This is a genomic window from Streptomyces xanthii (assembly GCF_014621695.1).
Classification (GTDB): Bacteria; Actinomycetota; Actinomycetes; order Streptomycetales; family Streptomycetaceae; genus Streptomyces; species Streptomyces xanthii.
On record NZ_CP061281.1, the window covers coordinates 5,944,020 to 5,968,568 of the forward strand.

Annotated in this window: 17 protein-coding genes and 1 tRNA gene; 5 read left to right on the plus strand and 13 right to left on the minus strand. The window is 70.8% G+C overall.

Annotated elements, in window-relative coordinates; translation table 11 throughout:
- Window positions 1–33: 33 nt before the first annotated feature.
- From IAG42_RS26780 to IAG42_RS26790, 3 genes are all read right to left on the minus strand, one after another.
- Window positions 34–1,938, minus strand: a complete 1,905-nt coding sequence (locus tag IAG42_RS26780) for an alkyl/aryl-sulfatase (RefSeq protein WP_188339515.1) — start codon at window positions 1,936–1,938, stop codon at window positions 34–36.
- A 129-nt stretch (window positions 1,939–2,067) separates the two neighbouring features.
- Window positions 2,068–2,856, minus strand: a complete 789-nt coding sequence (locus IAG42_RS26785; protein ID WP_188339516.1) for a helix-turn-helix domain-containing protein — start codon at window positions 2,854–2,856, stop codon at window positions 2,068–2,070.
- Between the two features lie 87 nt (window positions 2,857–2,943).
- Window positions 2,944–3,026, minus strand: a tRNA-Leu gene (locus IAG42_RS26790).
- 98 nt (window positions 3,027–3,124) lie between these two features.
- On the opposite strand from IAG42_RS26790, the gene IAG42_RS26795 reads away from it, so the two are divergent.
- On the plus strand, window positions 3,125–3,781 hold the full coding sequence (locus tag IAG42_RS26795) for an ANTAR domain-containing response regulator (protein ID WP_188339517.1): 657 nt from the start codon (window positions 3,125–3,127) through the stop codon (window positions 3,779–3,781).
- Between the two features lie 66 nt (window positions 3,782–3,847).
- On the opposite strand, the gene IAG42_RS26800 is transcribed toward IAG42_RS26795, so the two are convergent.
- The 8 genes from IAG42_RS26800 to IAG42_RS26835 form a co-directional block, all read right to left on the minus strand.
- Window positions 3,848–4,564: an ABC transporter ATP-binding protein gene (locus tag IAG42_RS26800; protein ID WP_188339518.1), complete on the minus strand. Its 717-nt coding sequence runs from the start codon at window positions 4,562–4,564 to the stop codon at window positions 3,848–3,850.
- Window positions 4,561–5,445, minus strand: a complete 885-nt coding sequence (locus IAG42_RS26805) for an ABC transporter ATP-binding protein (RefSeq protein WP_188339519.1) — start codon at window positions 5,443–5,445, stop codon at window positions 4,561–4,563. Before IAG42_RS26805 ends, IAG42_RS26800 begins: the two co-directional genes overlap by 4 nt.
- A 5-nt stretch (window positions 5,446–5,450) precedes the next feature.
- The gene (locus IAG42_RS26810; RefSeq protein ID WP_394811251.1) at window positions 5,451–7,250 is read right to left on the minus strand and encodes a branched-chain amino acid ABC transporter permease; all 1,800 of its coding nucleotides are present in this window, start codon (window positions 7,248–7,250) and stop codon (window positions 5,451–5,453) included.
- Complete coding sequence (locus IAG42_RS26815) at window positions 7,247–8,173, minus strand: branched-chain amino acid ABC transporter permease (RefSeq protein WP_188339520.1); 927 nt, start codon at window positions 8,171–8,173, stop codon at window positions 7,247–7,249. The genes IAG42_RS26810 and IAG42_RS26815 overlap by 4 nt, the downstream gene beginning before the upstream one ends.
- Before the next feature lie 163 nt (window positions 8,174–8,336).
- Window positions 8,337–9,563, minus strand: a complete 1,227-nt coding sequence (locus tag IAG42_RS26820) for a branched-chain amino acid ABC transporter substrate-binding protein (RefSeq protein WP_188341628.1) — start codon at window positions 9,561–9,563, stop codon at window positions 8,337–8,339.
- A 424-nt stretch (window positions 9,564–9,987) separates the two neighbouring features.
- Window positions 9,988–10,671, minus strand: coding sequence for a hypothetical protein (locus tag IAG42_RS26825; protein WP_188339521.1), 684 nt, complete (start codon window positions 10,669–10,671; stop codon window positions 9,988–9,990).
- 1,083 nt (window positions 10,672–11,754) lie between these two features.
- Entirely contained in the window at window positions 11,755–12,216 is a 462-nt protein-coding gene (locus tag IAG42_RS26830) for a PaaI family thioesterase (RefSeq protein ID WP_188339522.1), read from the minus strand.
- 58 nt (window positions 12,217–12,274) lie between these two features.
- On the minus strand, window positions 12,275–14,554 hold the full coding sequence (locus IAG42_RS26835; RefSeq protein ID WP_188339523.1) for an FdhF/YdeP family oxidoreductase: 2,280 nt from the start codon (window positions 14,552–14,554) through the stop codon (window positions 12,275–12,277).
- Window positions 14,555–14,770: 216 nt separating this feature from the next.
- On the opposite strand from IAG42_RS26835, the gene polA reads away from it, so the two are divergent.
- On the plus strand, window positions 14,771–17,437 hold the full coding sequence (gene polA / locus IAG42_RS26840; protein WP_188341629.1) for a DNA polymerase I: 2,667 nt from the start codon (window positions 14,771–14,773) through the stop codon (window positions 17,435–17,437).
- A 336-nt stretch (window positions 17,438–17,773) separates the two neighbouring features.
- Here the strand turns inward: polA and IAG42_RS26845 are convergent, their stop codons facing one another.
- Window positions 17,774–18,643: a DUF4184 family protein gene (locus IAG42_RS26845; protein ID WP_188339524.1), complete on the minus strand. Its 870-nt coding sequence runs from the start codon at window positions 18,641–18,643 to the stop codon at window positions 17,774–17,776.
- A 249-nt stretch (window positions 18,644–18,892) separates the two neighbouring features.
- On the opposite strand from IAG42_RS26845, the gene IAG42_RS26850 reads away from it, so the two are divergent.
- The 3 genes from IAG42_RS26850 to IAG42_RS26860 all read left to right on the plus strand — a co-directional run bounded on the left by IAG42_RS26850 (window position 18,893) and on the right by IAG42_RS26860 (window position 22,018).
- The gene (locus IAG42_RS26850) at window positions 18,893–20,656 is read left to right on the plus strand and encodes a lytic transglycosylase domain-containing protein (RefSeq protein WP_188339525.1); all 1,764 of its coding nucleotides are present in this window, start codon (window positions 18,893–18,895) and stop codon (window positions 20,654–20,656) included.
- 179 nt (window positions 20,657–20,835) lie between these two features.
- Window positions 20,836–20,970, plus strand: coding sequence for an SPW_0924 family protein (locus IAG42_RS26855; protein ID WP_188339526.1), 135 nt, complete (start codon window positions 20,836–20,838; stop codon window positions 20,968–20,970).
- 55 nt (window positions 20,971–21,025) lie between these two features.
- Window positions 21,026–22,018, plus strand: a complete 993-nt coding sequence (locus IAG42_RS26860) for a DUF3068 domain-containing protein (protein ID WP_188339527.1) — start codon at window positions 21,026–21,028, stop codon at window positions 22,016–22,018.
- Here the strand turns inward: IAG42_RS26860 and hrpB are convergent.
- The gene (gene hrpB / locus IAG42_RS26865) at window positions 22,008–24,542 is read right to left on the minus strand and encodes an ATP-dependent helicase HrpB (protein WP_188339528.1); all 2,535 of its coding nucleotides are present in this window, start codon (window positions 24,540–24,542) and stop codon (window positions 22,008–22,010) included. The genes IAG42_RS26860 and hrpB overlap by 11 nt on opposite strands.
- Between the last annotated feature and the right edge of the window lie 7 nt (window positions 24,543–24,549).

Below are 24,549 nucleotides of genomic sequence, written 5' to 3' on the forward strand. Positions count from 1 at the left end.
CACGTACCGCCGGACGCCCCCAGGCCTACGGGCCTACGGGGTCACGATCGCGAAATCCTTGTCCGGCTTCCCCAACACACCCAGCAACTTCTGCAACAGCGACACATCCCCCCGCACCACGATGTCCCCGAGCCCCTTACCGGCCAACAACGCCAACAACTGCGCCTTCGACATCGTCAACGTCACCCCCGCCGCCGGATCCGGCTCCCCACTGCTCCGATGCGTCAACGCCCCGTTCCGCAACGTCAGATGGTGCACCACACCCGAAGCCGGAAAACTCCAGTCCATCGACAGACGCAGATCCCACGCCTTCGGCCCATCCACCCGGATCGCCACCGAATCGATGAGCTGCTCCACACTCAACGCCGACAACATCGTCGGCCCCGCCGTCGACGACTCGCCGACCTGCACCCCCTCGGTCAACTCCAGCGCACCCGTCAAATAGAAGTTCCGCCACACGGCGTTCTCCGACCCGTGCCCCAACTTCGTATAAACAGCGGCCAATTCACGCTTCGCCCTGCCATTCCCCGGATCCGCGAACACCACATGGTTCAACAACGTCGCCGCGAACCGCAGATCCCCCTCCTTCGCGAACCGCCGCGCCTTCGCCACCGTCGCCGCACCACCACCCAACGCCTTCACATACCGCCGCGCCTCCTCCACCGGCGGGTGCTCCCACAAATGCGCCGGATTCGCATCGAACCACCCCATGTACCGCTGATAGATCCCCTTCACGTTGTGACTCAACGACCCGTAATACCCACGATTCGCCCACCCCCGCAGCCCCGGCGGCAGCTCCAACTCCTCCGCGATCTCCCGCCCCGTCCTCCCCACATTGATCAACCGCAACGTCTGATCATGCAGATACGCGTACAAGTCCCGCTGCTGACGCAACAGTTCACCGATCTCCGCCCCACCCCACGTCGGCCAGTGATGCGACGCGAACGCCACATCCACCCGCCCCCCGCACCACTCCATCGACTCACCCAGATACCGCGCCCACTCCCGCGCATCCCGCACCTGCGCACCCCGCAGCGTGATGATGTTGTGCATCGTGTGCGTCGCGTTCTCCGCCATGCACACCGCCCGCAGATCCGGGAACAGGAAGTTCATCTCCGCCGGCGCCTCCGTACCCGGCGTCATCTGGAACTCGACCCGCACCCCGTCGAACGACTCCACCTGCCCCGTCCGCGCGATACTCACCGTCGGCGGAATCAACCCCACCGTCCCCAGCGACACGCTCTGCCCCAGCCCACAACCGATCTGACCCCGCGCCGACTTCGGCAGATGCGCCCCGTACATGTACCCCGCGCGCCGCGTCATCGCCGTCCCCGCGTACACGTTCTCCGAGACCGCGTGCTCCAGAAACCCCTCCGGCGCCACGACCGGCACGCCCCCGGCCCCGCCCGGCAGCACGCCGTACGCCCCACCGAAATGATCGACATGCGGATGCGTATAGATGAGCGCGACCACCTCGCGCTTGTTCTGGGGATCCCGGTGCTTGCGGTACAGCGCCAGCGCGGCGGCCGCGGTCTCCGCCGAGATCAGCGGATCGATCACGATGACCCCGGAGTCACCCTCCACGATCGTCATGTTCGACAGATCGAACCCCCGCACCTGATAAATCCGCTCCGCGACCTTGTACAGCCCGTGCTTCCTCACCAGCCGCGACTGCCGCCACAGACTCGCGTCCGCGCTGCCCGGAGCCTTCTCAGCCTCCAGAAAGTCATACGCGTCGGCGTCCCACACGACCTTCCCGGCCGCGTCCTTGATCACGGCGGGACTGAGCGTTCCGATGAACCCCCGATCGGCATCGGCGAAGTCGGAGGGGTCGGAAGCGCCGCCCGCGGCGAACGCGGACGCCGGGTGCAGAGCGACGGCGGCAGCGGCGGCACCGGCTGCGGCGGCGACGAACTGACGCCGATTGATCGGGCTCATGGGGACCTCCGGACGACGGCGGTACGTGGACAAGTGCAGCCGAAGATCGTCCGAGCGCATGCTCCCGTCAACCGTCTTGGGGCAGCTCCCATCGCGCCGCGCGAGCGCTTGTGACCTGTCACATTGCGCTCAGTATTTGGGCCCCACATGGATGTCCAGGAGATCGACGTCGGCCTTCCGGGCCACCGAGATGTTGTACGGGTTCCCGTGCCGGGTGCAGTGCGTCCAGGTCAGTCCGAGCGCGTCGAGCGTGTCCGTGAAGAGCTGGCGGATGCAGTCGGACTTGTTGGTGAAGAAGTACCGCGGGTACTCGTACCGCTTCCGCTCACCGCCGACGAGCCGAGTCGTCCAGTTCATGGTTCGGCAACCGTCGGAGTGGATCAGGCCCCGGACGAACTCCCAGGGGTACGCGTTCACGATCTCCTGCTGCCAGGGCTCGAGCGTGATCTTGCGGGTGTGCTTCATGCCCGGGCCGTGCTGGGGGAACAGGCAAGGAAGGTGTTTGGAGACGACCTTCAAGTCGTGGCAGCCGACCTTGCTGACCTGGTTCACCCGGTTCTCGGGAAAGATTGCACGCATGGCCCGTTCCGTCTCGCGGGATACACCAGGCCAGGAGTCGGCGCACGTGATTCTGAGGGTGGGTGCGCGGTGCCCCGCGTAATGACTGATGTGCCCGTCGCCCAGGTACTGTCCGAGGAGATAGGCGTATCCGGCTAAATCCATGGGGCGACCATCGCACCTGGGACAGGTCGGCTTATGTGCCCCGGGGCATTCTCCGCGTCGAGCGCGGTCCTTGTGTTTCCATGCACCTACGGTGCCCGCCGGGATGTTGAGTTCCCGCGCCACGTCTGCGTTCTTGGCGCCGCCTCTAAGCAGGATCAACGCGCGCTGTCGTACCTCTGTGCTGTGGTAGTTCATATGCACACACTGCGTGACCGATTGTGACGCCGTGCAGCAAAAAGCGGATGTTCACGAGAATGTGAACATCCGCTTTGGTGCCATATGTGCCGGGTGCGGGATTCGAACCCGCACGCCCTTTCGGACAGATTGGTTTGAGCAATCAGCGTCTGCCATTCCGCCAACCCGGCTGGCCAACCCGCGAGGAGTCTACCGGGTCACCGAGCAGCGCCGCAGCTAGGTAGGCTCTAGAGGCAGCCCCCAGCCTGCCCGAACAAGGAGCGCCCCCGTGACCGCCCCCGAGTCGCCCCAGCCTGTCGACGCCGTCGACGATGACCAGTCGCACGTGCCGCCGCTGACGACGCGCGTCGTCATCGCCGAGGACGAGGCCCTGATCCGTCTCGATCTGAAAGAGATGCTCGAGGAAGAGGGCTACACCGTCGTGGGTGAGGCCGGTGACGGTGAGCAGGCCGTCGAGCTGGCCCGTGAGCACAAGCCGGATCTGGTGATCCTGGATGTGAAGATGCCGAAGCTGGACGGGATCAGCGCGGCGGAGAAGATCGCCGAGGAGTCGATCGCTCCGGTGCTCATGCTGACCGCGTTCTCGCAGCGGGACCTGGTCGAGCGGGCGCGGGACGCGGGTGCGATGGCGTACCTGGTGAAGCCGTTCAGCAAGAGTGATGTCGTGCCGGCGATCGAGATGGCCGTGTCGCGGTTCACGGAGCTGAAGACGCTGGAGAAGGAGGTCGCGGACCTCACGCAGCGGCTGGAGACGCGGAAGCTGGTGGACCGGGCGAAGTCGGTGCTGCAGACGGAGTACGGGCTGACGGAGCCGGCGGCGTTCCGGTGGATTCAGAAGACGTCGATGGACCGGCGTCTTTCGATGCAGCAGGTCGCGGAGGCGGTCATTCAGGACGCCGAGGAGAAGAAGGCGGCCAAGGGTTAGCCGCCAGGACGTGACGAAGGCCCGCGCCCCGGGATGACGGGGGTGCGGGCCTTCGCCGTGTGCGGGTCAGTCCTCGCCGAGGTAGGCCTTGCGGACGGACTCGTCGTGGAGGAGGTCCTGGCCGGTGCCGGACAGGACGATGGAGCCGACCTCCATGACGTGGCCGTGGTCGGCCAGGGAGAGCGCGGCCTGGGCGTTCTGTTCGACCAGGAGGATGGTCGTGCCCTGGGACTTGAGCTCGGAGATGGTGGCCATGATCTTCTGCATCATGATCGGGGAGAGGCCCATGGAGGGCTCGTCGAGCATGAGCAGTTTGGGCTGGGACATGAGGGCGCGGCCCATGGCGAGCATCTGCTGTTCGCCGCCGGAGAGGGTGCCCGCGGCCTGCTTGCGTCGTTCGCCGAGGATCGGGAAGAGCTCGTAGGCGCGCTGCATGTCTTTTTCGATGCCTGCGTTGTCCTTCCGGAGGAAGGCGCCGAGTTGGAGGTTCTCGGCGATGGTGAGGCGGGGGAAGATGTGGCGTCCTTCGGGGGAGTGGGCGAGGCCCAGTGCCACGATCTTGTGTGCGGGGACGGAGGTGAGGGGCTGTCCGGCGAAGGTGATTCTTCCGCTGGAGGGCTTGAGCAGGCCGGAGAGGGTGCGCAGGGTCGTGGTCTTGCCGGCGCCGTTGGTGCCGATGAGGGTGACGACCTGGCCTTCTTCGACGCTGAAGGAGATGCCCTTGACGGCTTCGATCTTGCCGTAGGCGACGTGGAGGTCTTCGACTTCCAGCAGCGCGGTCACTGGTTGTCTCCTTCTGTGGTGCTGTCCGTGGCGGCCTGTGCTTCGGCGGCCTGGACCTCTGCGAGTGCGGTGTCCTCGGGGGCGCCTTCGAAGGGGGTGCCGAGGTAGGCGGCGACGACGCGTTCGTCTCCCTGGACGACGTCGCTGGTGCCTTCGACGAGCTTTTCGCCTTGGACGAGGACGGCGACGCGGTCGCAGAGGTTGAAGATGAAGCGCATGTCGTGCTCGATGACGAGGACGGCGATGCCCTTGTCGCGGATGGCGAAGACGAGTTCCTCGGTGGCGCGGGTCTCCTGCGGGTTCATGCCGGCGGTGGGCTCGTCGAGGAGGAGGAGTCCGGGGTCGCTGGCGAGGGCGCGGGCGATTTCGAGCTTGCGCTGTTCGCCGTAGGGGAGGTTGCGGGCGAGGTGGTCGCGCTTGTGTTCGAGGCCGATGAACTCGAGGAGTTCCATGGCGCGTTCTTCGCTGGCGCGTTCGGCTTTCTTGAAGCCGGGGCCACGCAGGAGGGCGGACCAGAGGCCTTCCTTGGTGCGGGTGTGGCGGCCGACGAGGACGTTTTCCAGGACGGTCATGTTGGCGAAGAGCCGGATGTTCTGGAAGGTGCGGGCGATGCCTGCCTGGGTGACGAGGTGGGGCTTGGGTGGCAGGACGGTGCCTTTGTAGGCGACGGTGCCCTCGGTGGGGACGTAGAGGCCGGTGAGGCAGTTGAAGAAGGTGGTCTTGCCGGCGCCGTTGGGGCCGATGAGGCCGACGATCTCGCCTTCGCGGACGGTGAGGTCGACGCTGCGGACGGCGGTGAGGCCGCCGAAGCGCATGGTGACGTCACGGGCTTCGAGGACGGTCTGGGCGGTCTGCGGGGTCTGTGCTGTCTGTGTGGTCATGGTGGTCACGCCCCCGCCTTGGTGGTGGCCGGTTCGTCGGGCAGCCGTTGTTCCGGTACGTCGAGTTGTCCGGTCTCGTGGAATTCGAGCTGGCGGCGGCGGTTGGCGATGATGCCCTCGGGGCGGAAGCGCATCAGGAGGACGAGGGCGACGCCGAAGGCGAGGAGCGACTTGTCCTGGAGGAAGACGAGCTTCTCGGGGAGGAGGTAGAGGAGTGCTGCGCCGAGGAGGGGTCCTGCGACGGTGCCCATGCCGCCGAGGACGACGGCGGCGAGGAGGAACGCGGAGTTTGGCGGGGTCGATCCGGCGAACTGGTAGGGGTTCGGGACGACGCTGTAGGTGACGTGGGCGCTGACGGTGCCGGCGAGGCCGGCGAGGGCGGCGCCGAGGGCGAACGCGACGAGTTTGACGCGGAAGCCGTTGATGCCCATGGCGGTGGCGGCGGTCTCGTCCTCGCGGATGGCGACCCAGCTGCGGCCGATGCGGGAGTCGGCGGCGCGGGTGTAGACGAGGACGACGATGGCCATGACGAGGACCATGAGCAGGTAGTAGTTGGCGAAGCGGCCGAGGGTGAAGCCGGCGATGTCGTGGCTCTGGCCGAAGTCGATGCCGAGGAGGTTGAGGTCCGGGATCGAGGGGATGCCGTTGGGGCCGTTGGTGAGGTCGGGTCCGGAGTCGCCGTCCATGTTGTTGACGGCGATGCGGAAGATCTCTCCGAAGCCGAGGGTGACGATGGCGAGGTAGTCGCCGCGCAGTCGCAGGGTCGGGGCGCCGATGAGGACGCCGAAGACGAGGGATGCGGCGGCGCCGGTGAGGGCGGCGGCCCAGAAGGGGAACTGGACGCCGGAGAAGGTGGAGAACTCGGAGCCGGAGACGAGGGCGGCGGTGTAGGCGCCGACGCCGAGGAAGGCGACGTATCCGAGGTCGAGGAGTCCGGCGAGGCCGACGACGATGTTGAGGCCGAGGGCGACGGTGCCGAAGATCAGGATGTTGACGCCGATGTTGGCGTAGTGGTCGTCGGTCTGGGTGAAGGGGAAGGCGATCGCGGCGGCGAAGCCCATGGCGAGCGTGAAGGCGCGGTTCTTGGCGGTGAGCCGGGAGACCACGTCGAGCAGGCCGGCGGTGTGGAGGGCCCAGATGGCGAAGACGGTGACGATGAGGAAGCCGATGAAGAGTTCGCCGTACTCGGTGTCGATGCCGTAGGTGAAGACGGTGAGGCCGACGATGGTGACGGCGGTGACGAGGACGCGCTGGATCCAGGGGCTGGGCAGTGCGATGGGGGTGAGGTGGTCGGGCTTGGCGAGGTAGCCGCGGAAGGTGTCCTTGGCGCTCTGGGTGCCGGCTCCCTGTTGGGGGAGGGCGAACGCGCCGAGGAGGGGCAGCAGGGAGGCGACGGCCGCGATCCAGCCACCGGGTTCGAGGTTGGCGAGTCCGCCGAGTTTGGCGGCGATCGCGATGACGGTGAACCAGGTGGTGCCGAAGGCGCCGAGTGCGGCGAGTGCGGCGGGTGCGTTGTTGCCGTTGGCGCCGAGGGCGCGCAGGCCGGGGACGCCGTAGTGGCCGAGTCCGGTGAGGGCGGCGAGGATGCCGGCGACGAAGGTGAGCCACTGGAGGCCGCCGGGGTAGCCGGTGATGGTGAGGTCGCCGGGGAATTCGGCGGTCCAGGTCCAGGCGAGGAAGGCGGAGGCCGTGGTGGCGATGCCGCCGGCGAGGACGAGGGCGCGGGCGGCGCCGGCCGGGAGGGGGAGGAGCCCGCGGGTGGGGGCGTCCGTCTTGTTCATGGTGGTGTCCGTCATGGTGGTCACGCCCTGTCCGCGACGCGTTCGCCCAGCAGGCCTTGTGGCCTGAAGAGGAGGACGAGGATGAGGAGGCCGAAGGCCCAGACGTTGGCCCAGGTGGAGCCGCCGAGCTGCTGCATGCCGGGGATGCCGTCGATGTAGGCGGAGGCGAGGGTCTCGGCGATGCCGAGGACGAGTCCGCCGAGCATGGCGCCGTAGATGTTGCCGATGCCGCCGAGGACGGCTGCGGTGAAGGCCTTGAGGCCCATGAGGAAGCCCATGCGGTAGTCGATGGAGCCGTACTTGAACCCGTAGGCGATCGCGGCGACGGCGGCGAAGAAGCCGCCGATGGCGAAGGCGATCACGATGATGCGGTTCGTGTCGATGCCCATCAGCTGGGCGGTGTCCGGGTCCTGGGCGGTGGCCTGCATGGCGCGGCCGGTGCGGCTGCGGCGGACGAAGAGGGCGAGTCCGGTCATGCAGAGGGCGGCGGCGATGATGAGGAAGAGGTCGCCGTCCCGGATGGTGATGCTGCCGAGGTCGTGGGAGCCGCCGATGTCGGGGAAGGTGCGGGGGCGGTCGGCCTTCGGGTAGAAGTTGCGGACCGCTTCCTGGAGGGCGAGGGAGAGGCCGATGGCGGTGATGAGGGGTGCCAGTCGGGGGGCTCCGCGCAGGGGTCTGTAGGCGAATCGTTCCGCTCCGACCGCGATCAGGATGGCGACGAGGCCGCCTCCGATCAGCATGGCGGGGAGCAGGATCCACATCGAGGTGCCGGTGGGAAGGATCAGGGAGACCGTGAGCGCGCCGAACGCTCCGGTCATGAATATCTCGCCGTGCGCGAAGTTGATGAGCTGGACGATGCCGTACACCATCGTGTAGCCGATGGCGATGAGCCCGTACATCGAGCCGAGGAGCAGCCCGTTGGCCAGCTGCTGCGGCAGGGTGTTCACCGCATGGCCTCCATGTCGCTGGTGGTCGTGTGCACCCATGGGGTGCTGGGTGGGTGTGAGAACGGGCCGCGCGGTCGGGGTCGTCCTGCCGCGCGGCCCGTGGTGGTGCTGGGGTCGTGGATCAGCCGGCCGGGGTCGGCTCACGAGGGTGGGCCGACCGGGGTCAGTTGCCCTCGTAGGTGCCGGTCTTGACGGCCTTCCACGCGCCCTTCTCGACCTGGTACACGGTCAGCTGCTTGTTGGTGGTGTCGCCGAACTCGTCGAAGGCGACCTTGCCGGTGATGCCGTCGAAGTTCGACTTCTGGACCTCTTCGACGACCTTGGAGCGGAGCTCGTCGCCGGAGGGCAGCTTGCCGCCGTTGGCCTCCTTGACGGCCTTGACCGCGTTGATGATGGCGGTGGTGGCGTCGTAGGAGTAGCCGCCGTAGGCGCCGTAGTCGCCCTTGTAGCCCTTGGCCTTGTACGTCTCGACGAAGGTCTTGGCGGCGGGCAGGGTGTCGACGGGGACGCCGACGGAGGTGGACAGGTCGCCCTCGGCGGCCTTGCCGGCGGTCTCGATGTAGGTGGTGGCGAACATGCCGTCACCGCCGAACAGCGGGATCTTGACGCCGGCTTCCTTGAGCTGCTTGGTGATCAGCTGGGACTCGTCGTACTGGCCGCCGTAGTAGACGATGTCGGCCTTGGCGGCCTTGATGCGGGAGACGAGGGAGGCGAAGTCCTTGTCACCGGTGTTGATGTGGTCGGTGCCGACGGCCTTGCCGCCCGCCTTGACGAACTGCTCCTTGAAGATCTTGGCGAGGCCGGCGCCGTACGTCTGCTTGTCGTCGACGACGAAGGCCTTCTTCTTCTTGAGCGTGTTGTAGGCGTAGTCGGCCGCGAAGCCGCCCTGGAGGGCGTCGGTGGTGGCGGTGCGGAAGTACGTCTTGTAGGCGCGCTTCTTGGTGCCGCCCTGCCAGTCCTTGCCCTGGGTGAGGGAGGGGTCCGTGTTGGACGGCGAGATCTGCACCATGTTGGCGGAGGCGAAGACCTGCTGCATCGACTGGGCGACGCCGGAGTTCAGCGGGCCGACGGCGCCGACGACGGACTTGTCGCCGACGAGCGCGGTGGCGTTCTGCTGGCCGGTGGCGGGCTGCGCCTTGTCGTCGAGGGCCTTCAGCTTGAAGGTGACGCCGTCGACGGTCTTCTTCTTGTTGGCGTCGTCGATGGCGATCTGGGCGCCGTACTGGATGCCGAGGCCGGTCGTGGAGTTCTCGCCGGAGAGGGGGGCGTCGACACCGATGGTCAGCGTGGTGCCGCCGCTGTCGCCACCCTTGTCGCCGCCTTCGTCGCGGGAACCGCAGGCGGTGAGGGTCAGTGCCCCGGTGGTGAGCACTGTGGTGAGTATGAGCAAAGAACGGTGTCGCACGATCATTCCTCTCCCTGGCGCGGCCCACGTGGTCGGGGGCCGTGTGTCTCGCCGGGCCGTACTGGGGTGGTACAGGGGCCGTGCAAGTGACGCGCCCGGCGGCGCGGTGACTGGCCGTGACTATAAGCGCAGGTGGGGGAGCGGGGCACTGGGTGGGAGAGGCTGTGACGCTCTTGTTATGCCGGGGTGGTGATGAGGAGGAGCAGGAGGGATGATCGGACCTTTTCGGGCGCGCGGCGGGCGGGTTCGGTGGTTGAGAACGCCCTGTTCCGCTAAGGAACTTGAGTGGATCTTGGTCCTTACCCGGTGGTCCGACGGGGGTGGGGGTGTGGGTGGCGGGTGTTCTGTGACCAGGGCGCGGTGTTCGTGTTGCGGTGCATTGCTGTGTTTCGGCAGATGTAACGCTCTGTCATCGTGGGCTGGGGTTCGTCCCGGGGTGTTCGGCCGGGCATGCGGTGCTCAACTCCCGTGCGAGCGCGTGCGGGAAGGCTCCGCCGAACAGGAAGCTGTGCTGCTGCAGGGCGCGTTGGTTGCGCAGGGTCAGGTCGAGATGGGGGAGATCGATCGTCCGGGGCGGGCTCGGACAGTGCCGTACGCGGATCTCCACGGTGAGCGGCGCGGTGTCGCCGGCGTTCACCGTCAGTGGCAGTCGCGGGGTCGTCCGGGTGCCGAACTCGGCGAAGGGCAGGCGCAGTCGGCTGACGGTGACGGGGCTGCCGGACTCGACGCGCAGCAGGAACCGGTACGTGTGCTTCGCCGGGCCCCGGCCCTGGTAGTGCAGGTACGTCGTCTGGGTGGGGTACGGGGATGAGGCGGCGGCCGGATCCGGGTGCGGCGGGCGCAGGAGCAGCAGTGCGGTGACGGCCGCGCCGAGGGCGAGGCCGGCCGTGAGGGTGCGGCGGGTACGGGGGGTGAGCGCGGCCCAGCGCTCCGCGGCGGTGCGGGAGTCCGGGTCCCCGGCGCCGAGAGTCTCTGCGGGGGCGTCGGGTGAGGGTGGGGGTGGGAGGTAGTGGGGGCCGGGGGGTGTGGGGGGTGTGGGGTGGGTGGGGTACGGGGAGTGCGCGGGGTGCCCGGGGTGTTTTGGGCGTGCCATGTGCCCGGAGTGCCCGGAGTGCGCGGGGTATCCGGAGTGCCCGGGGTGTGCCGGGTGTTCTCCGGGCGGTGGGGGCTCTGGGGGCTCGACTGGTTCGACGGGGCCGATGCCGGTCATGGTTGACGGTAAGCCGGAGGCGCGGGCTCCGCCAACGGGTGGGGTGAGGTTGGGGGTTGGGGGTCGGTGGGTTGGGGTGCCGGTTTCGGGGGTGGGGGGTGTCCTGTGCGTCGTCGTCTGACACCTGCGTCGTGGCTGATCGCGCAGTTCCCCGCGCCCCTGGCGGCGCCGGTCTGCTCGGTGCGTCTCGCCCCTGCCCCAGCCTGGCCCGCTTTGCCCCTGCCTCAGCCTCTTTCCCACCCTCCCGCTGCCTCCGGGGGCTTCGGCCCGGCGCCTGGCCTCGGGGGGCGGCATTGGGGAGGGGGCGCGATCGGTCGGTCTCGGCGACGGCGCCGCCGTAGGGGCTCAGGATCGTCGCTGGGTGCTGCGCCGTCGTGGCTGGTCGCGCAGTTCCCCGCGCCCCTGGCGGCGCCGATCTGACCGGCGCGTCTCGCCCCTGCCGCAGCCTGGCCCGCTTTGCCCCTGCCTCAGCCTCTTTCCCACCCTCCCGCCCTCCCCCCCAGGGGCGTCGGCTCGGTGCCCGGCCTCGGGGTGCGCCCTGCCGTGGCCGGCACCCCGAAGTTGAGAGACGGCCTGGGTGCCTCTTGTGGGGCAGCGCTCGGGCTCCGGGTACGGGTCCGGTTGCCGCCGCCTTGGGCAGTCTGCCGCCTGGGGCGGCACGGGTGGGCAAGGCGGCACCCTGGTGCCGGGTGCGCGAATCGGTCGGCTTCAGCTCCGACGTCGCCGCCGTGGGGGCTCAGGATCGTCGCTGGGTGCTGCGCCGTCGTGGCTGGTCGCGCAGTTCCCCGCGCCCCTGGCGGCGCCGATCTGAGGCGAACGGCATCGACAGGTGTCGGTGCACGCGGCGGAGCCGTACATCGGTGCAGCCCCGCGCCCCGGCCGCGCATGCCCGGGGCCTCAGGGCTGCTGGAGGCGCACCCCGTGGGGCCCCGTGGAGGGGCTGGTTCCGGGGTGCGCCTCGGGGGGTTACTGGGTCGGGGCGTCCTTGAGGATGCAGGTCAGGCGGGCCGTGCAGACGCGGCGGTCCTGGTCGTCCGTGATGACGACCTCGTACGTCGCCGTCGTGCGGCCCCGGTGGACCGGCGTCGCCACCCCCGTGACGAGTCCGGAGCGCGCGCTGCGGTGGTGCGTGCAGTTCAGGTCGACGCCGACGGCGATCTTGCCGGAGCCTCCGTGCAGCATCGAGCCGACGGAGCCGAGGGTCTCGGCGAGGACGGCGGAGGCGCCGCCGTGGAGCAGGCCGTAGGGCTGGGTGTTGCCGGCGACGGGCATCGTGGCGACGACCCGGTCCGCCGAGGCTTCCTTGATGTCGATGCCCATGCGCCTGCCGAGGTCCCCGGCCGAGAACAGGGCCGGAAGGTCCACGCCGAGCGCGGCGTACTCGTCGATGACCTCTTGCGGGAACTTCACGCTGTGCTGCTCGCCCATGGGGCCCGGCTCCGTTCGTCGTACCTGTTCCGAAGTGACGTATCGGCTGAGCGAACGCTCAGTCGGTCGCCGATTGTTCCAGGCGGACGACCACGGACTTCCCGGCGGGGGTGTTGCTCACGTCCGCCGTGGCGTCCAGCGGCACCAGCACATTGGTCTCCGGGTAGTACGCGGCGGCGCAGCCCCGGGCCGTCGGGTAGTGCACGACGCGGAAGCCGGGGGCGCGCCGCTCGACGCCGTCGCGCCATTCGCTGACGAGGTCGACGTAGGAGCCGTCGGCGAGCGCGAGGTCGCGCGCGTCCTCCGGGTTGACAAGGACGACGCGGCGGCCGTTCCTGATGCCCCGGTAGCGGTCGTCGAGGCCGTAGATCGTGGTGTTGTACTGGTCGTGCGAGCGCAGGGTCTGCAGCAGGAGGCGGCCCTCGGGCAGGTGCGGGTGCTCGACGGGCGCGGCCGTGAAGTTGGCCTTGCCGGTGGAGGTGGGGAAGCGGCGCTCGTCGCGCGGGGCGTGCGGGAGCGTGAAGCCTCCGGGGTGTGCCACGCGCGCGTTGAAGTCCTCGAAGCCCGGGACGACGCGGGCGATGCGGTCCCGGATCGTCGCGTAGTCCTTCTCGAACTCCTCCCACGGGGTGCGGGAGGGCTCGCCGAGGACGCGGCGGGCCAGCCGGGCCACGATGGCGGGCTCGGAGAGCAGATGCCGGCTCGCGGGGTCGAGCCGGCCGCGCGAGGCGTGCACCATGCCCATCGAGTCCTCGACGGTGACGAACTGCTCGCCGCCGCCCTGGAGATCGCGCTCGGTGCGGCCGAGCGTGGGCAGGATCAGGGCGCGGGCGCCGGTGACGGTGTGCGAGCGGTTCAGCTTCGTGGAGACGTGGACGGTGAGGCGGGCGCGGCGCATCGCGGTCTCGGTGACCTCGGTGTCGGGGGACGCCGCGACGAAGTTGCCGCCCATGGCGAAGAAGACCTTGGCCTCGCCGTCGCGCAGGGCGCGGATGGCCCGTACGACGTCGTAGCCGTGCGCGCGGGGCGGCGCGAAGCCGAACTCCTTCTCCAGGGCGTCGAGGAAGGCGGGAGCTGGGCGCTCGAAAATGCCCATGGTGCGGTCGCCCTGCACGTTCGAGTGACCGCGCACGGGGCAGACGCCGGCGCCGGGGCGCCCGATGTTGCCGCGCAGGAGCAGGAAGTTGACCACTTCGCGGATGGTCGGCACGGAGTGCTTGTGCTGGGTGAGGCCCATCGCCCAGCACACGACGGTGCGCCGTGAGGCGAGCACCATCTCCAGGGCGCGGTCGATGTCGGCGCGGGACAGGCCGGTCGCCTTCAGCGTCTCGTCCCAGCCGGCGGCGCGGGCGGCCTCGGCGAACTCCTCGTAGCCGTGGGTGTGTTCGGCGATGAAGGCCTCGTCCGTGGCGCCTTCGGTCTCCAGGATCAGCTTGTTGAGCAGGCGGAACAGGGCCTGGTCGCCGCCGAGGCGGATCTGCAGGAACAGGTCCGTGAGCGAGGCGCCCCTGGTCAGGCCCCGGGGCGTCTGCGGGTTCTTGAACTTCTCCAGGCCCGCCTCCGGCAGCGGGTTCACCGAGATGATGCGGGCGCCGCCCTCCTTCGCCTTCTCCAGAGCGGACAGCATTCTCGGATGGTTCGTGCCCGGGTTCTGCCCGGCGACGATGATCAGGTCCGCCTTGTAGAGGTCCTCCAGCAGGACGCTGCCCTTGCCGACGCCGATCGTCTCGGTGAGGGCGGAGCCGGACGACTCGTGGCACATGTTCGAACAGTCGGGCAGGTTGTTCGTGCCGAACTCGCGGGCGAAGAGCTGGTAGAGGAACGCCGCCTCGTTGCTGGTGCGGCCCGAGGTGTAGAAGACCGCCTCGTCGGGGGAGGCGAGCGCGGTCAGCTCCTCGCCGATGATGTCGAAGGCGCGCTCCCAGGTCACCGGCTCGTACCGGTCCGCGCCCTCGGCCAGGTACATGGGGTGGGTGAGCCGGCCCTGCTGGCCCAGCCAGTACCCGGAGCGGCGCGCGAGGTCCGCCACCGGGTGCGCGGCGAAGAACTCCGGGGTCACCCGGCGCAGGGTGGCCTCCTCGGCGACCGCCTTCGCCCCGTTCTCGCAGAACTCCGCTGCGTGCCGGTGCTCGGGCTCGGGCCAGGCGCAGCCGGGGCAGTCGAATCCGTCCTTCTGGTTGACCCGCAGCAGGGTCAGCGCCGTGCGCCGTACGCCCATCTGCTCGCGGGCGATCCGCAGGGACTCCTTGACGGCCGGGAGCCCGGCCGCGTGGTGCTGCGGCGCCGCGACCTGCGGCGCGTCCTGGACCGGGTCCGACGCGGGCGGCTTGCTGGCCATGGCTTGCTCCCCTTCGAGCTGGTGCTGCGGACGGGCTGTGAGCTGTGTCTCCGATCCTCGCACGGGCCGCCGACAGCGCGGCCGCCCGCTGTGCGGTGGGCCGGAGTGTCAGTGGGGTCTGGCAGGATCGGGGACGTGGCAGAAACAGCAGCGAAGACGGCGAAGACAAGCGCGACGAAGGCGACGGGCTCCGGTGCAGGGGGGCGCCCCCGGCTGATGCTCATGGACGGGCACTCGCTGGCGTACCGGGCGTTCTTCGCGCTGCCGGCGGAGAACTTCACGACGGCGACGGGCCAGCCGACGAACGCGATCTACGGCTTCGCGTCCATGCTGGCGAACACGCTGCGCGACGAGGCGCCCACGCACTTCGCGGTGGCGTTCGACGTGTCCCGCAAGACGTGGCGCTCCGAGGAGTTCACCGAGTACAAGGCGAACCGGTCGAAGACCCCGGACGAGTTCAAGGGCCAGGTCGAGCTGATCGGAGAGCTGCTCGACGCGATGCACACGCCGCGCTTCGCGGTCGACGGCTTCGAGGCCGACGACGTGATCGCCACGCTCGCCACGCAGGCCGAGGCCGAGGGCTTCGAGGTCCTCATCGTCACCGGCGACCGTGACTCGTTCCAGCTGGTCTCGGACCATGTGACCGTCCTGTACCCGACGAAGGGCGTCTCCGAGCTGACCCGGTTCACGCCGGAGAAGGTCCAGGAGAAGTACGGTCTGTCGCCGTCCCAGTACCCGGACTTCGCGGCGCTGCGCGGCGACCCGTCGGACAACCTGCCGGGCATCCCGGGCGTCGGCGAGAAGACGGCGGCGAAGTGGATCAACCAGTTCGGATCCTTCGCCGAGCTGGTCGAGCGCGTCGACGAGGTCAAGGGCAAGGCGGGCGCCAATCTCCGCGAGCACCTCGACGCGGTGAAGCTGAACCGGCGGCTGACCGAGATGGTCCGTGACGTCGAGCTGCCCAAGACGGTCGGTGACCTGGCCCGCGAGGCTTACGACCGCAAGACGGTCACGATGATCCTGGACACCCTGGAGATCCGGAACCCGTCGCTGCGCGAGCGTCTGTTCGCCGTCGACCCGGGCGCCGAGGAGGCCGAGGAGACCCCGGCCGAGCCCGGCGTCGAGCTGGACGGCACGGTCCTCGCCACCGGCGAGGTGGCGCCCTGGCTCGCCGAGCACGGGAACGCGGTCCTGGGTCTGGCCAGCGTCGACAGCTGGTCCCTCGGCACCGGCACGGTCACCGAGATCGCGCTCGCCGCCGCCGGGGGAGAGGCCGCCTGGTTCGACCCGTCGACGCTCGACGAGGCCGACGAGCAGGCCTTCGCCGCCTGGCTCCGCGACGCGGCGAAGCCGAAGGTCCTGCACAACGCCAAGGGCGCCATGCGGGTCTTCGCCGAGCACGGCTGGCGGGTCGAGGGCGTCACCATGGACACGGCGCTCGCCGCGTACCTCGTCAAGCCCGGCCGCCGCTCCTTCGCGCTGGACGCGCTGTCCCTGGAGTACCTGGGCCGCGAGCTGGCCCCCGCCCCCGCCGACGGGCAGCTCGCCTTCGGCACGGACGAGGACGAGCAGGCCGAGGCCGACGCGCTGATGATCAAGGCCCGCGCGATCCTCGACCTCGGCGAGGCGTTCGGCGAGCGCCTCAAGGAGGTCGGCGCGGCCGAGCTGCTCGCCGACATCGAGCTGCCCACCTCCGCGCTGCTCGCGCGCATGGAGCGGCACGGCATCGCCGCGGACCGCGCGCACCTCGAGTCGATGGAGCAGATGTTCGCGGGCGCGGTGCAGCAGGCCGTGAAGGAGGCGCACGCCTCCGTCGGCCACGAGTTCAACCTCGGCTCGCCCAAGCAGCTCCAGGAAGTCTTCTTCGGCGAGCTCGACCTGCCGAAGACGAAGAAGACCAAGACCGGGTACACGACGGACGCCGACGCGCTCGCCTGGCTGGCCACGCAGACCGACCACGAGCTGCCCGTGATCATGCTGCGCCACCGTGAGCAGGCCAAGCTCCGCGTCACCGTCGAGGGCCTGATCAAGACGATCGCCGCTGACGGCCGCATCCACACCACCTTCAACCAGACGGTGGCCGCGACCGGCCGGCTGTCCTCCACGGACCCGAACCTGCAGAACATCCCGGTGCGCACCGACGAGGGCCGTGCCATCCGCCGCGGCTTCGTCGTCGGCGAGGGCTTCGAGTCCCTGATGACGGCCGACTACAGCCAGATCGAGCTGCGTGTCATGGCCCACCTCTCCGAGGACGAGGGCCTCCTGGAGGCCTTCAACTCCGGCGAGGACCTGCACAACACGGTCGCCTCCCAGGTCTTCGACGTGGCGCCCACCGCCGTCGACGCCGAGATGCGCCGCAAGATCAAGGCCATGTCGTACGGCCTCGCCTACGGCCTGTCCGCGTTCGGCCTCTCCCAGCAGCTGAACATCGAGGCGGGCGAGGCGCGCGCCCTGATGGACACGTACTTCGAGCGCTTCGGCGGGGTGCGCGACTATCTGCGCCGCGTCGTCGACGAGGCCCGTGCCACGGGCTACACGGAGACGATGCTCGGCCGGCGCCGCTACCTGCCGGATCTGAACTCGGACAACCGGCAGCGCCGCGAGATGGCCGAGCGCATGGCACTCAACGCGCCGATCCAGGGCACCGCCGCCGACATCGTCAAGATCGCGATGCTGAACGTGGACAAGGCGCTGACCGAGGCGAAGCTCACGTCCCGGATGCTGCTCCAGGTCCACGACGAAATCGTCCTGGAGATCGCGCCCGGCGAGGCCGAGGCGGCGGAGGAGCTGGTCCGCCGCGAGATGGCTGCCGCCGTCCACCTCCGGGCCCCGCTGGACGTCTCGGTGGGCCTCGGCCCGGACTGGGAGTCGGCGGCCCACTGACCGGCTCCGCCGGGTGCCCGGTGACATGACGGGGCGGGACCATGTGGTCCTGCCCCGTTCTCATCCGCCCTGGGGCTTTGCCTCATCGCCGGGTGCCGCGCCGTGGTGCTTGCTCGCGCCCGCGCGGCGAGCCGCACATCGAAACAGCCCCGCGCCTGGTGGGGCGCGCCGCCCGCCGTAGGGGCCGAGGATCGTCGTCGGGTGTAGCGCCGTCGTGGCTGGTCGCGCAGTTCCCCGCGCCTCTGAGGGGCGCACTCCCCGCGCCTCTGAGGGGCGCACTCCCCGCGCCCCTGAGGGGCGCACTCCCCGCGCCTCTGAGGGGCCGGGGCCCGGTCTTCAGTCGTGGCTGTCGGTCTTGAGTGGGTCCGGCCGGGCCTCGGGCGGGGTCGGCACGGGGGAGTGCCTGTGTTGCTGGAACCGCTGCCCTGCCGCGAACAGGACCGCGCCGACCACCAGGCCGGCCCCCGCGCCGAAGCACAGTGTCGGGATGATCTCCCAGGGCTTCCACTCCAGGCCCGACTCGTCCACGTACGCCAGCCAGCGTGCGACCCGCAGCACCGCGCCGAGGCCCGCGCAGCCGCCGATCAGGACCAGCGCCTGCCCGCGCCCGGCGGCGCGGGACGCGTCGTCCGGTACGGCACCCGGGCCTGCACCGCGCAGCGCCCGCCACAGGAACAGGCCGATCACCCCGAGCGCCAGGGCCGAACCCCCGTACTGCGCGTACCAGTAGAGCGGCGAGCCGGCGATCTTCTCGCCCAGGACCGGCAGGATCCGCATGCCCCACCGGTCCAGATGCGTGAACGCGTCCCACACCACGTGCGTCAGCGCCCCGAGCACCGCCGATGCGTACCACCGCAGCAGCGTCGGACCGCGGCCCGAGGCCGGCCACCGGGGCCCGTTTCCGGCCAGCGCCCGCACCCGGCCCCGTACCCGCGCCGGCAGCAGCCCCGTCAACGGGCCGGCGACCAGCCGCCACAGCCCCACCAGCGCGAGAGCGATCGGCACGTCCACCGTGAACACCCCGGGGAAGGAGTGCGTGACCTCACCGAACCGCATCGCCCCCGGCACCGCGCTCGCCGCGAAGTACGTGACGTCCGGCGCGAAGGACCCGGCGACCAGCAGCGACGGCACGAAAGGACCCCGACCCGAACCGTCGCGCCGGATCAGCGGCAGCACCGCCGCGGCATGGCTGAGAGTGAACGGCACGAAAGATCCTCCCCGTTCGGGACCCGGTTGCGGGACCGACTGAGCCAGGCAGCGTACGGCAGACGACATCTCCCCGATCAATCGGTGAATACCGGACGCGAACAGGTGTCTGCGCGCAGGAAGTTGTCGTAGTGTCGGCTGCGTCCGTGCGCCGCGGAGCGAACGCGTCCACGAAGCTCCACGAAGTCCCGCGATCCGGGGCGGACCGGGCACACGGGAGAAGTCGGGCGACTGGGAGGGGTTCGCGGCATGGCGGCGGTATTCGGCAGGCGGCTGCGCAGGGGTGCGGTGACCGCAGCGGTCGCCGCCGCGGCGGTGGCGGCGCTCTCGGCGTCGCAGGCCCCGGGCGTGCCCTCTCCCCAGCTGGACAACGGCCGTTCGGCGGCCGACAGTTCCGACGAGGGGCAGGGCCCCGACGGAGCGTCCGGCCCGGACTACTACACCGACCTGCCGAAGCTGAACAGCCCGACCGACGACCCGACCGCCGCCCCCGGCGCGGGCTCCCCGGGCGACGCCGAAGCGGGCATACCGGCCACGGTCCTGGACGCGTACAAGAAGGCAGAGGCCGAACTCGCCCGCACCAAGCCCGGGTGCAACGTGTCGTGGGAGCTGCTCGCGGCGATCGGCAAGGTCGAGTCCGGCCAGGCGCGCGGCGGAAACGTGGACGCGAACGGCACCACGATCGACGCCATCACCGGCCCGCCCCTCAACGGCAAGGGCTTCGCCCACATCAAGGACACCGACGGCGGCCTCTACGACGGCGACACGGTGTACGACCGGGCCGTGGGCCCCATGCAGTTCATCCCGACGACCTGGGCCTGGGCCGGCCGCGACGGCAACGGGGACGGCAAGAAGGACCCCAACAACATCTACGACGCGGCGCTCGCCACCGGCCACTACCTGTGCCGCGCCGACCGCGACCTGTCCGACGCGGGCGACCTGAACCAGGCGATCCTCAGCTACAACCACTCCTCGGACTACCTGGCCACCGTCCTGTCCTGGCTGGAGTTCTACCGCAAGGGCGCGCACCAGGTCCCCGACGGCACCGGCGTCCTGCCGCGCCATCCGAGCACCGGCGGCGGCACGAACCCGACGCCCACCACGCCCGGCCTGCCCGGCACGGGCGGTGGCAAGAGCCCGTCCTCGCCGAAGCCGGACAAGCCCTCGACGAAGCCCACGGACCCGCCCGAGTCGCCGAGGCCCACCGATCCCACGGACCCCGCCGGCCCCACGGACCCGCCGACGAGCACCAGCCCCGCCGAGACGGTCACCAAGCTCGGCGTCGCCGGCACGGGCGACCTCAGCGCCATGGCGGGCGACGTGTTCACCGCGAAGGCCTCGGTGCGCGCCACGAACGCGCAGGGCCGGGGCGTCGGCAGCGTGCAGATCCGCTTCGCGGTCGTCGGCGACACCGACGCCACGTTCTCCGGCGGCGCCACCACCGCCGTGGCGACGACGAACAGTTCGGGCGTGGCCACCGCGCCCGCCATGAAGGCCGGTGAGAAGACGGGCGAGTTCACCGTCCGCGCCACCGTCGTCGGCCGTTCCCTGTCCGGCGTCGACCACAAGGCGAGCGTCACCGCGCGCGCCGCCGACGCGCTGGCCCGGGTCGGCGACAAGGAGCTCAGCTGCGTCGCGGGCCAGGAGTTCGCCGACCGCGTCACGGTGAAGGCGACCTACAAGGGCGCTGTGGCCGACGGCGTCGCCGCCACCGCCACGCTGATCAAGTCCGCGGACGACGCGACCGAGGCCGACAAGGGCCCCTACTTCAAGGACGCCGACGGCAAGGCGATCCGTACGTTCAAGGGGCTCGAGACCGCCGACGACGGCACGCTCGTGCTGCCGAAGCTGTACGCGGACGACGCGACCGGCACGTTCCTGCTGCGCGTCACCACGACGGGCGGCGCGACGCTCACCGTCGAGCTGAAGGTGACGGCCGCTCCGGCCGGCGGCGCCTCGGAGAGCCCCGCGGCCTCCGAGTCCCCGTCGCCCTCCGCGAGCCCGTCCGCGTAGCGCGCACCACCGAGCACGACCCGAGACGACCTGAGCCCCCGGCCCCCGAAGGCCGGGGGCTCAGGTCGTCTCGGCTCGTGCTCGGGTCGTCCTGTTCCGCCTGTTCTCATCTGCCCCCGGCATTGCTACGGTGCACCGACCCAAGAGGCCTGACGCCCCATCAGATATGGAGGTCGGACATGCGCGCCCTCATCGCGGCCGCGATCGGACTGGCCGCGGCCCTCGCCCTCGTGCTCACGATCACGGCGATCGGCGCCCCGGCGGGCAAGACCTCGCCGAAACCCCTGCTCACCACCGTCCCCAAGCACGTCTGAACCGACCCCGAGCACCCGAGCACGTCTGACCGGACCGCCGAGGAGGGCCGCCGAGATGCGCCGCAAGGCAAGCCTGATCCTGCTCGCCTTCGCCGTGTTCTTCACGGCGATGTCCCCGCTCATGCGCTGGTACGCGTTCCCGCGCCTGGCGAAGATCCCGCCCAGCCAGTACCAGAACGTCGTCCTGGAGGCCAAGAACCCCACGCTGCTCGACTACGGCACCATGCAGGCCAAGAAGGTCTCCAAGGTCAGCATCGTGCAGACCCTCAAGGGCGACGTCGAGAAGGCGAAACGGATCAGCGACAGCGCCGGCCGCGACGTCGTCGTCTGGGACGCCCTGTCCTACGTCGTCGGACCCGACGGCAAGATGGTCTCCAAGATCCCCGAGCGCTACATCTTCGACGCCCACAGCTCCGAACCCGTCCACGCCACCGGCGAGATGGTCGACGGCGACCCGGTCCGGCGCGACGGCATCGAGTTCAAGTGGCCCTTCCTCACCGAGAAGCGCGACTACGAGTACTTCGACGCGCAGGCCCGCATCACCCGCCCCATCCACTACAAGGGCACCACGACCTTCCGCGGCATCAAGGTCTACTACTTCGAGCAGACCATCCCCTGGATGAAGGTCCCGCTGCCCAGGACGATGCCGGTCCCGGGCATCACGCCCGAGTCCGTCGCCAAGACCGGCACCACCCGCTGGTACACGACCACGCGCAAGTTCTGGGTCGAACCCACCACCGGCGCACCGGTCTACGGCGAGGAGATCATGGAGAACGAGCTGCGCGGCGGCACCCTGCTCGGCGGCCGCGACAAGGTCACCGTGTTCAAGGGGCACGTCAAGATGCGCGAGGACTCCATCCAGGCCACCGTCGACCTGGTCAGCTCCAACCGCGTCCTGGTCCTCCTGCTGACCTCGTACCTGCCCTGGGGCTTCCTCGGCCTCGGCGTGCTGCTGCTCGCCCTGTCCCTGTGGCTGGAGGCCCGCAGCCGGCGCCCCGGGGACCCGGAGGGCACCGCCGTGCCGCACCCCGAACCGGTCAGCGCCTGAGCCGCGCGTTCGTGTACCGGGTCGCCTCGGCCGCCGCCGGGTCCTCCGGCCACGGATGCTTCGGGTACCGGCCACGCAGATCGGCCCGCACCGCGCGATAGCCCTCGCGCCAGAACGACGCCAGATCGGCGGTCACCGCCGCCGGACGCCCGGCCGGGGACAGCAGGTGCACGAGCACCGGCACCCCGGCCAGGCGCGGTGTCTCCTGCAGCCCGAACATCTCCTGCAGCTTCACCGCGAGCACCGGCCGCTCCGGATCCCCGTAGTCGACCCGGATCCGCGAACCGCTCGGCACCTCGAGCCGCTCCGGCGCCAGCTCGTCGAGCCGTGCCGCCTCACCGCCCGCCCACGGCAGCAGCCGCGTCAGCGCCCGCCCCGCGTCGATCCGCCCCAGATCGGCCCGCCGCCGCGCCGCGCCCAGCTCCGGCTCCAGCCACTCGTCGGCCCGCGCCAGCAACGCCGCGTCGCTCACGTCAGGCCACGGATCCCCGAGCTGATGCCGCAGGAACGCCAGCCGCTCCCGCAGCCCCCGTGCCTCCCGGTCCCACCGCAGCAGCCCGACCCCCTCCCGCCGCAGCCCCTCGAGCAGCCCTTCCCGTACGAGCCCGGGCGCGGGGTCCCTGATCGGGCGCACCGCCAGCTCGACGGCCCCCAGCCGCTCCACGTGCCGGGCCACCAACTCCCCGCCCGCCCACGCCACTTCGTCGCCCTCGCCGTACAGCGAGCCGGCCGCCCACCGTGCGACGTCCTCGTCCACGACCGCCCCGAGCCGCACACGCGCGTGCCCGGCGCCCACCGGCCGGTCCGCCACCGCGACGGCCACCCACGCCGCGTCCCGCAGCGCGCTGCCGTCCCCGGCCTCGGCCCGCGTCCCGGACACCATGAGCCACGACCCCTTGTCCTTACGGGCGATCCGCTCGGGAAACGCGAGCGCCGCGACGACCCCGACGACGTACTCGTCCCCGGCCTGCCCCCGAGCAGGCGCCGGACCACCGCCGGTGCCCTCCGGCGCGGAGTCGCCCGCGAGCGACGACAGCCGCCGCACCTCCTGACGCCACCGCCCCGCGTACGCGTCACCACCGCGCCGCGCCGCCCGCAGCGCCCCGGCCAGATCGTCCCCGTACTCGCGCGGCGGCTCCTCGCTCAGCAGGGCCACCGCCTCCGCCGCCCGCCGCGCCGTCACCACCGGCGCCGCGTCGAGCAGCGCCCGGCCGAGCCGCGGGTGCAGGCCGAGGCGGGACAGACGCCGGCCCCGGTCCGTGACCCGCCCCGAGTCCGGCTCCACCGCACCGACCGCCGTCAGGACCTCCCGCGCCGCCGCCATCGCCCCGGCGGGCGGCGCGTCGAGCAGAGCGAGCCCGGACGCGTCCGGGCTGCCCCAGCACGCCGCCTGCAACGCGAACGCCGTCAGATCCGCCACCTTGATCTCCGGCGACGGGAAGCGCGAAAGACGGGCGTCCTCCGCCTCGTCCCAGCAGCGGTACACGAACCCGGGCGCCTCACGCCCGGCCCGCCCCGCGCGCTGCGTACCGGACGCCCGCGACGCCCGTACCGTCGTCAGCGCGCTCAGCCCCCGCGCGTGATCCACCCGCGGCTCCCGCGCCAGACCCGCGTCCACGACGACCCGCACCCCCGGCACCGTCAGCGACGACTCCGCGACCGCCGTGGCCAGGACCACCCGGCGCCGCCCGCCGGGAGAGAGCACCGCGTCCTGCACCGCGGCCGGCGCCCGCCCGTGCACCTGCAGCACCTCGACATCACCCAGGGCGCCCAGCAGGCCCGCCACCCGAGCGATCTCGCCGACCCCGGGAAGAAAACACAGCACGTCCCCGGACCGCTCCGCGAGCGCCCGGCGCACCACCGACGCCACATGCGTGAGCAGCGCCGGATCCACCCGCATCCCGTGCGGCGGCCGCACCGGCCGGGCCGGCGGCGCCCACACCGTCTCCACCGGGAACGAGGCGCCCTCGGCCGTCACCACCGGCGCGCCCCCGAGCAGCGCCGACCAGCCCTCCGCGTCGGTCGTCGCCGACGCCGCGACCAGTTCCAGCTCGGGCCGCAGCGTCTCGCGCACGTCCCACAGGAACGCCGCCACCGTGTCCGCGTCCAGATGCCGCTCGTGCACCTCGTCGAGCAGGACCACGTCGACCCCGGCCAGCTCCTGGTCGCGCTGGAGCCGCTGCACCAGGACACCCGTGGTCACGACCTCCACGACGGTGCGCGGCCCGACGGCCCGCTCGCCGCGCACCGTGAACCCGACCCGCTCGCCGACCCGCTCGCCCAGCAGCCACGCCATCCGCCGCGCCGCCGCCCGCGCCGCGATCCGGCGCGGCTCGGCGACCACGACCCGGCGCACCGGCCCGTCCCCGCCGAGCAGCCCGGCCAGGAACAGCGGCACCAGCGTCGTCTTGCCGGTGCCCGGCGGGGCGACGAGCACCGCGACCCCGCCCGCGTCGAGCGCGGAACGCAGCGCGGGCAGCGCGGAACGGACGGGGAGGGCCTCCAGGGCCGCGTCACGGATCACCCGGCCA